Genomic DNA, 9024 nt, shown 5'->3' with positions numbered 1-9024 from the left:
TGTGCTGGGTATACTGGCCTACCGTTATAGGTGGCTAGACAAATTAAATTTTTCACGGTCACTGCTATGGTCCATCCTGGCCTTAGCTGCCCTGCATTTATGGCCGGCAATTGTAATTAAAGGTACCGCTATTAATCTAAACCCTAACCCGGTATTTGGCGGTTTTAGCTGGCAGTCCCTGTCCTACAGCCTGTGGGAAGCCTTGGTAGGGCTGGGTATCAGCATAGGCCTTTTATACCTGTTTAAACAAAAATTAAATAAAAGTAATGCTTTTAGCCTTATCTTATCCAGGAGCGCTTATGCCACTATTGTAGTCCACCCTATAATACTGGTGCTGTTATCGGTATCCATGCAGAATATTGGAATTAACCCTGGATATAAATTTTTGATCGTAGCCCTGGCTGGCATTCCCTTATGCTTTGCAGCCGGCGCCTTGATTATAAGGATACCGACTGCCAAACATTTATTTTAGCCCAGGCCCTGTGAAAATTAATTTAAACAAATATTTTACCACTGCCAGCCTGACTGCTGTATGTCAGTTTTAAAATTTCCTTATTTTTATTCAACTATTCCCTGTTTTAGTAGTACAATAGATAAATATTACCAATTTCAAAGGATGGGGAAATGCTTAACCTTAAAAAAAGGCTTCTTACCATCACCTTTATAGTTGTGTTTCTTTTAACTACCATGATACCTTCCACCCTCTGCGCAGACCAGGCCACCGATGTGCAAAATTTTGTAATCAGGCTGTATGAAACCTGCCTGGGCAGAGGCCCCGACCCGGAAGGCCTGGCTAACTGGGTAAACCATCTTATATCTGGAAATATAAGTGGCGGAGAGGCTGCTTATGGGTTTGTATTCAGCCAGGAGCTGCAAAGCAGAAATCTCAGCCACCAGCAATTCCTGGAAGTTATGTATAGAGCTTTCTTCGGCAGGGAACCTGATCCCGGCGGCTTTAATAACTGGATGCAGTACCTGGCCAGCGGAAACTCAAGGGAAGAAGTATTTTCTCATTTTGTAAATTCTGAAGAATTTGCCCATATATGTGCCAGCTACGGTATAGATGCGGGCTCAATAAATGTAAAGGGCAGCAGCAAAAGCAGCCGGCCGGAAAGGGATGACCGCATAAAGGGCAGCGACCAGTTTTACTCCCTTATATCCGGTGCCCTTAACCTTCTGGCTACTTACGACCCGGAAGCTTATGCCCAGTATGGCCTGGCCAAAAGAATCATTGAAACTCCCCAAACCAATGCCCTGGCTTCTACTGATGGAAAATATGTGTATATAGACCTATCCCAGAGGGTATTTTATGACATTGAATTTGAAAGAGAGATAGCCTGTACCTTATCACATGAGTTTAACCATATAGCCAACTGGAACTACTATAGGTCTACTGGTGACCGTTATGGCATGGAAATAATGGCTTTCATGCAGACCTATTACACCGGGGTAAGACTGGGAATGCCTTCCCATTACCTAAACTATATTGCCTGGATTATAGACAATATATATTACCTGTACCATACCAAGGTGCCCTATCTGGCCCTGGACATAATTGACAACTAGGCAATATTATTTCTTTCCTGACAATTGTTGGGCCCAGCTTTGCAGTAAATGATGGTCTATATGGGTATTTTTTTCCAGGGATTCAATTCCCTTTGAGGTTGATATCCATTTCAGTAGGTCCCTGGTAGATTTAATGCCCATAAAGGCCAGCTCTTCTACATACTGGGGCCCCAAATCATTGATGCTGGTTACCTTGCCCATAATTAACACCTCTTGTAACATTATTTACATTAGCTTAAGTATAACATAGACTCTAATGTAACAAAAGTTATCTAAATTATTTTTCCCTAATTCATTTAAATTTAACTAAAAGTACACTATAATTTTTTTAAAATAATTATTTAGCTTATTATTATGAAAGAAACCAATCTGGTAAAATTAAGCCATCAATATTACCAGCAGGGAAAAAGGCTGGTAGCTCCCCTGCTGGGATTTCCAGGGGTAGAGCTTATAGGGAGCAACATAAAGCTGGCCCAGCAAAACTTTGGAGTCCACTTTCAAGCCATTAAAGAATTGGTAAACCGTTTTGAGCCAGACCTAATATTTCCCCTTATGGACCTGTCGGTAGAAGCTAATGCCCTGGGCCGCTATACCCTCTTTCCCCAGGAAGATTCAGCAACCGTACCCAAGGGAGAGTTTAGCCTGGAACAGATAGAGCAGCTTAAAGACATAAATATCTCTTTTGACAGCAGGGTTTTAAGTTATGTGGAAACCATGAAACTGATGCGGGTAGGGCTGCCTTCTTCAGTCATAAGGGGAGCTTACATTACCGGCCCCTATTCTGTGGCCGCCCTTATCATGGGAGCAGACGATGCTGCCATGGCTTCAGTTACCGAGCCGGAAAAACTGCATACCTTATGTGACTTTGTAACCGAAAAGATAAGGGAATATGTAAGCCTGCTCCTTTCAGCAGGAGCAGAAGTAATATGTGTACTGGAGCCTACTGCCGTAATGCTGGGGCCCAAACAGTTTGAAGAGTTTTCTGCCCACTATGTAAAACATATAATAGACAGCATACAATACAGCCAGGCCAGCACCGTTTACCATACCTGCGGCAATACCATGCACCTCATAGGGAAAATGGTCCAGGCAGGAGTAAACGCTATCAGCTTGGACTCTGAGGATATGGGAGTGGATTTAAAGAAAGTAGCCCAAACCATACCCTCCGATGTAGTAGTGATGGGAAATATAAATCCAGCCACTACCATGCTCCGGGACACCCCGAAACAAATCAAGGAAAAAGTTAGCCATCTCCTGGATCAGATGAAAGAATTCCCCAATTATATTTTAAGCACCGGCTGCGATCTTCCCCAGGAAACTCCTCCTGAAAATATAGAGGCCTTTATGCAGGCAGGAAGAGATTGGCAGCTAAAATAGAAGCCGGTGCCCCGGCCTATCACCCATTAAGCTGCATTGATATTACTTAACAATCCCTTAAATTTAACCTCCCCCCTGTAACTACTGGATGGGGAAAACCAAAAAACTGCCACCCATGGTTTCATTATTGCTTAATACTAATTTAGGGCCAATTTAGTATAATGATAAAAAAAGCAGAAAGGTTATTATGCTTAAAAACATAAACCCCACCCAGAGCCCAGCATGGAAACAGCTGGACAGCCATTACCAGCAGATAAAAGATAAGCATATGAGAGAAATGTTTGAACAGGATCCAGACCGCTTTACCCGTTTCTCTCTACAGTTTGAACATATATTGCTGGATTATTCCAAAAACAGGATTGAGCAGCAGACCATGGATTTGCTGCTGCAGCTGGCCCAGCAATCAGGACTGCCTCAGGCTATAGAAGATTTGTTTAGCGGAGAAAAAATAAATGTAACCGAAAACAGGCCAGTACTCCATACCGCTTTAAGGAACCTGGACGGCCCTCCCCTGCTGGTAGAAGGCCAGGATGTAATGGAACAGGTTTACCAGGAACTGGAAAAGATAAAAACATTTTCTTCCCGTATTATCTCCGGACAATGGAAAGGTTTTACCGGAAAAAGCATTACCGATATAGTAAACATAGGCATTGGAGGATCAGACCTGGGCCCCGCTATGGTAACCGAGGCCCTTACCCCCTATCACCAGGGCCCCCAACCTCATTTTGTCTCCAATGTAGACGGCACCCATATCTCTGAAACCTTAAAAAATCTTAATCCTGAAACTACCCTGTTTATGGTATCCTCCAAAAGCTTTACTACCCAGGAAACCATGGCCAATGCTAAAACCGCCCGGGACTGGTTTATTAAGCATACCTCCCCTGCCCGGGATATTGGAAAACATTTTGTAGCCATATCTACCAATAGCCGGAAAGTAAAAGATTTTGGAATTGACACCATGTTTACCTTCTGGGACTGGGTAGGCGGCCGGTATTCGCTATGGTCCTCTATTGGGCTATCCATTGCCTGCAGTATTGGCTATGATAATTTTTACCAGCTCCTAAAAGGAGCCCAGGCTATGGACTGGCATTTCAGGCAGGCGCCCCTGGATAAGAATATGCCAGTTATCCTGGCTTTACTGGGGATATGGTACAACAATTTTTTTAAAGCCCAAAGCCAGGCCATACTTCCCTATGACCAGTACCTTTCCCGTTTTCCCGCTTATCTGCAGCAATTGGAAATGGAAAGCAATGGGAAAAACACCGGCAGAAATAAAAAACCAGTAAACTACCACACCGGATCCATTATATGGGGCCAGCCCGGAACCAATGGACAGCATGCCTTCTACCAACTGATTCACCAAGGCACCAAGCTGATTCCCTGCGACTTTTTGGCTGCTATAGAAAGCCATAGCCCGCTGGGTGAACATCACCAGATGCTGCTATCTAATTACCTGGCCCAAACTGAAGCCTTGATGCGGGGAAAAACCAGGCCGGAAGCAGAAGAGGAATTAAAAAAAGAAGGGAAAACCGCAGAAGAAATAGAAAACCTGGCCCCCTTTAAAATATTTGAAGGTAACCGGCCCACCAACTCAATTTTTTACAAAAAGCTTACCCCCTACCTGCTGGGAAGCCTGATCGCTTTATATGAGCATAAGGTGTTTGTGCAGGGCATAATATGGGACATATACAGCTTCGATCAGTGGGGAGTAGAATTAGGCAAGATGCTGGCCAACGGCATACTGCCCCAGCTAAAGGGAAAAGAGAAAGCAGCCAATCACGACAGCTCCACCAATGGCCTGATTAACTATTACCTGGATAACCGTAAAGAGCCTAATTAAGTTACCAGGACAACTTCAAACCCACCGGGCAGTGATCGGAACCGGTTACCTGGGGCATGATAAAGGCATCGGAAATCTTATCCTTTAATCCCTGGCTGGCAAAGAAATAGTCAATTCTCCAGCCTACATTTCTTTCCCTGGCCCTGGTCTTGTAATCCCACCAGCTGTAATGTCCGCCTCCATCATTATAAAGGCGGAAAGTATCGATAAAACCTGCCTCCAGCAGCCTGTCTATCCATTCTCTTTCTTCTGGTAGAAAACCGGTATTATTCTTATTCTGCTGGGGCCTGGCCAGGTCAATAGCCTTATGGGCGGTATTTATATCCCCGGTAATAATTATTTCCTTACCTTCAGATATAATTGGTTTGATATAATCTAAAAAGGAATAGTAAAAATCCAGTTTGTAATCCACCCTTACCTTGTCCCTGCCCCCATTAGGCATATAGGTGTTAAACAGGATAAAAGGCCCAAAATCCATCCACAGAACCCTTCCTTCCCGGTCAAACCTTTCCAGGCCAAAACCATTGCCGGAATCTATTGGCTCTACTTTGCTGTAAACGGCCACTCCGCTGTAGCCTGCCCTCTGTCCGGGACAAAAATAGGATTGGTAACCTTGCAGTGTAAGTATATCCTTGGGCAGTTGAGGGGGCCTGGCCTTTATTTCCTGCAGGCAAATTACATCAAATTGATTTTGTTCAATGAAAGGAATGAAACCCTTTTTGTAAATAGCCCTCAGCCCATTTACATTCCAGGATACCATGCTCCAGCTTTCAGCCATTACTGCCTCAAAGTGGCATTAAACTTTTTAGCCAAACAGGACAGTATCCTCTCTACCTCTACTTCTACCTCGGTATCCTTTAAGGTCCTGTCTTTTCTTTTAAAAGTAAGGGAATAAGCCATGCTTTTCTTGCCAGCTTCCACCTGTTTTCCCTGGTAGAGGTCAAACAGCCTTACCTGCTGCAGTATACCGGATCCACTTTCCTCTATAGCCTGCCTTAGTTCCTGATGGGTAACTGATTGGTCTACCACTATGGCTATATCAATGTCAACAGCGGGATAAAGGGTTACCGGTTCAAACTGCCTGGCTTTCGGGGATTTAGCTAAAAACAAATCCAGGTCAATTTCCAGATAATAGACTGGCTGCTCTATTTCCAGCTCCGCCAGCAATCCGGGATGGACCTGCCCTAACATGCCCATATCCTGGCCTTCCAAAGACCATGTTCCCCCCGATACCGGATGGAAAAATCCAATCTCTTTTCCTTTTATCTCTATTATTGAACTATTAAAGTACCTTTCTGCCAGGTACTCCAATATTCCTTTTAAATCATAGAAATCATAAGCCCTTTCCTGCTGGTTCCAGCCTTTGTCCTGCTGCCGGCCGCTAAGGACTACGCCCAGTATATTTCTTTCTTCAGGCAGCTTGCTGTCTTTCCTTTGCGTAAAAACCTTGGATATCTCAAACAGGGCCATATCTTCTATCCGGTATTTTAAATTCTGCATTATATTTCCCATCAGCCCCGGAAACAAAGAAGGCCTTAAATACTGGAAATCTTCATTGATGGGATTAATGATTTTAACCAGGTCCTGCCCTGAAACATCCAGCCGGTACTGCTGCAGTTTCTTGCCGCTGATAAAAGAGTAGTTGATAACCTGCCTTAATCCCAGGTCCGCCAGGCAATTCTTGATATCCCTTAAAGACTGCTGCCGGCAGCTTAATCCCCCCAGCCTCTGCTTAACCCTGGGGGGCTGGGAAGTAAAATTATTAAAGCCGTAAATACGGGCTACCTCTTCTATAAGGTCAATCTCTCTTTCCAGGTCCTGGTAGCGGAAAGAAGGAACAGTTACTGCAATGCCTTCCCGTACAGGCTGGCAGTTTAATCCCAAACTGCCAAGAATTTCCATTATTTTTTCAGTACTGATTTCTGCCCCTAGAATCCTGGTTACCTGTGACGGCCTTAAAACAAGCTCCCTGGTAACCGGGCTCTGGCTGTAATTATCATAAATACCGCTGGATTTAACCTGCCCGGCAATATCAGCCAGAAGCTGGCTGAACCTCTCTATGGCAAACAGGGTAAGCTGGGGGTCAATCTTTTTTTCAAAACGGTTGCTGGCTTCTGAACGCAGGCCCAGTTTTTTAGAAGTCCTCATAATGTCAGGCCCATTAAAATTAGCCGACTCCAGCAGAACAGTCTTGGTCTTTTCATTAATTTCAGTTTCTTTTCCCCCCATGATACCGGCAATAGCCACCGGCCCCTTGGCATCGGCAATGACAATCATTCCCTCTTCCAACTGCCGTTGGGAATCATCTATGGTGCGTATGGACTCCCCTGCCTTAGCTGGCCTTACTATAATCTTATCCGTAGCTAAAAGGTCCTTATCGAAAGCATGCAAAGGTTGTCCCGTTTCCAGCATTACATAATTGGTTAAATCAACCACCAGGTCCACCGCCCTTACATCGCAAAGAGCCAACCGGTTTACCAGCCACTGGGGGGATGGAATGCGGGGAATATCATAAAATATCCGGGCCGAGTAACGGGAGCATAGGCTGTAATCCTGTATCTTTAGCTCAAAGTCCTTATCCTGGGCTAGCTGGGGCTGATAAGCAGGCAACTTTAGTTTAAGCCCTTTTAAGGCTGCTATTTCCCTGGCTATGCCTATCACTGACAAACAGTCAGGGCGGTTGGGGGTAATTTCCAGCTCAATTGCCACATCATCCATTCCCATAGCCTCCGCAAAGCCCTGGCCCATCTTTTGGTCCTGGTCCAAAATCATTATGCCTTCAGAATCCTCTGAAAGGCCCAGTTCTGCTTCCGAGCACATCATGCCCTCGGATACCTGGCCCCTTATCTTGGATCTTTTTAAGGTAAAATCGCCAATTTTTGCTCCCGGCAAAGCCAAGGCCACTTTGTCCTTTACCTTGAAATTTTTAGCCCCGCAAACAATAGAAAGAAGCTCCTCTCCAGTGTCAACCTGGCACAGGCTAAGCTTGTCTGCATTGGGATGAGGGCTGCACTGGACAATTTGCCCAATAATTATCTTTTCAAATTTCCGGCCCATATAATCTATCTTTTTAACCTCGCTGCCGCTCATGGTCAGCAGCTGGGCTATCTCCCCTGCCTCCAGCTGGTCGGTATTTAAAAACTCTTTTAGCCAGTTTAATGTTACTTTCAATATGAAATCCTTCCCTAAACTGGAGCTTAAAACTGCTCCAGAAACCTTAAGTCATTTTCAAAAAATGACCTCAGGTCATCAATTCCGTACCTTAGCATGCAAATTCTTTCGATACCCATGCCAAAAGCAAAACCACTTACCTTTTCTTCATCATAACCCACAAAACCATAAAGGCTGGGGTCCACCATGCCTGCACCCAAGATCTCCAACCAGCCCGAACCGGAACAAACCCTGCAGCCTGCCCCCTGGCATATCTGGCAGGATACATCCACCTCTGCACTGGGTTCGGTAAAGGGGAAATAATGGGGCCTGAACCTTACCTGGCGGTCCTGGCCAAAAATCTTACGGGCTACCGTTTCCAAAGTCCATTTTAAGTGACAAAAATTTATTCCCTCATCTACTACCAATCCCTCTATCTGGGTAAACATGGGGGTATGGGACACATCATAGTCCTTACGGTAAACCTTTCCGGGAGCAATAATGTATACTGGCGGCTGATGCTGTTCCATATACCTGATCTGTACCGGTGAGGTATGGGTTCTTAGCAATACATCCTTGGATATAAAAAAAGTGTCATGCAGGGACCGGGCCGGGTGGTCCGGAGGGGTATTTAAAGCTTCAAAATTATAATAATCGGTTTCTACTTCCGGCCCCTGGGCTACCGAAAAGCCCATACTGATAAAAATATCTTCAATCTCTTCGGTAACCTGGTCCAAAATATTTTTGCTGCCCCTTAGGGGTTTTCTGCCCGGAAGGCTAAGATCCAGCTTTTCCTGCTTTAATTTCTGGTCAAATTCTATGCTTTCTAGAGTTTTCTCTTTATCCGCAATTAAAGCTTCAATTTTCTTCTTATATATATTGGCATTCTTGCCTACTACCGGTTTTAATTCCCGGCTCAAACTGCCGATGTTTTTAAGCAAGGTTACTACCTGGCTCTTTTTCCCCAGGTATTTAACCTTTACCTGCTCTAAGTCCTTTAGGCTGCCAGCCTGGACCAGGTCTTGCTCCAAATTTTGGTAATCCTGCTCCAGCTGTCCTGAAATTTGTTTGGCTTTTACATCCTCCATGAT

At 44.8% G+C, this 9024-nt stretch carries 8 protein-coding genes; 4 read left to right on the top strand and 4 right to left on the bottom strand.

Translation table 11 applies throughout. The annotated features are described in order from the left end of the window. Nucleotides 1–472, top strand: a 472-nt coding sequence (locus PHN32_06430; protein MDD3777225.1) for a hypothetical protein, incomplete at its 5' end; no start/stop codon positions are given. A gap of 152 nt (nt 473–624) precedes the next feature. After that, nucleotides 625–1566, top strand: a complete 942-nt coding sequence (locus PHN32_06425) for a DUF4214 domain-containing protein (protein ID MDD3777224.1) — start codon at nt 625–627, stop codon at nt 1564–1566. A 6-nt stretch (nt 1567–1572) separates the two neighbouring features. On the opposite strand, the gene PHN32_06420 is transcribed toward PHN32_06425, so the two are convergent. Next, entirely contained in the window at nt 1573–1767 is a 195-nt protein-coding gene (locus PHN32_06420) for a hypothetical protein (GenBank protein ID MDD3777223.1), read from the bottom strand. Nucleotides 1768–1920: 153 nt separating this feature from the next. Here PHN32_06420 and PHN32_06415 point away from each other — a divergent pair, with 153 nt between their 5' ends. After that, the gene (locus PHN32_06415; protein ID MDD3777222.1) at nt 1921–2943 is read left to right on the top strand and encodes a uroporphyrinogen decarboxylase family protein; all 1023 of its coding nucleotides are present in this window, start codon (nt 1921–1923) and stop codon (nt 2941–2943) included. Between the two features lie 187 nt (nt 2944–3130). Next, on the top strand, nt 3131–4783 hold the full coding sequence (gene pgi, locus PHN32_06410) for a glucose-6-phosphate isomerase (protein MDD3777221.1): 1653 nt from the start codon (nt 3131–3133) through the stop codon (nt 4781–4783). 1 nt (nt 4784) lies between these two features. Here pgi and PHN32_06405 read toward each other — a convergent pair whose 3' ends face one another. Genes PHN32_06405 through pheS form a run of 3 tightly spaced genes read right to left on the bottom strand, consistent with a single transcriptional unit; the run spans nt 4785 to nt 9021 of the window. Beyond that, nucleotides 4785–5561: an exodeoxyribonuclease III gene (locus PHN32_06405; protein ID MDD3777220.1), complete on the bottom strand. Its 777-nt coding sequence runs from the start codon at nt 5559–5561 to the stop codon at nt 4785–4787. Continuing rightward, nucleotides 5561–7954 (bottom strand): phenylalanine--tRNA ligase subunit beta, encoded by a 2394-nt coding sequence (gene pheT / locus PHN32_06400; protein MDD3777219.1) that lies wholly within the window; start codon nt 7952–7954, stop codon nt 5561–5563. The genes PHN32_06405 and pheT overlap by 1 nt, the downstream gene beginning before the upstream one ends. A 26-nt stretch (nt 7955–7980) precedes the next feature. Beyond that, on the bottom strand, nt 7981–9021 hold the full coding sequence (gene pheS, locus PHN32_06395; GenBank protein ID MDD3777218.1) for a phenylalanine--tRNA ligase subunit alpha: 1041 nt from the start codon (nt 9019–9021) through the stop codon (nt 7981–7983). Between the last annotated feature and the right edge of the window lie 3 nt (nt 9022–9024).

The sequence above is a fragment of the Actinomycetota bacterium genome, assembly GCA_028698215.1.
In the GTDB taxonomy this organism is placed as follows: Bacteria; Actinomycetota; Humimicrobiia; order Humimicrobiales; family Humimicrobiaceae; genus Halolacustris.
The sequence above is the reverse complement of the archived record's forward strand: the minus strand, read 5'-3'. Positions and strand labels throughout refer to the sequence as shown.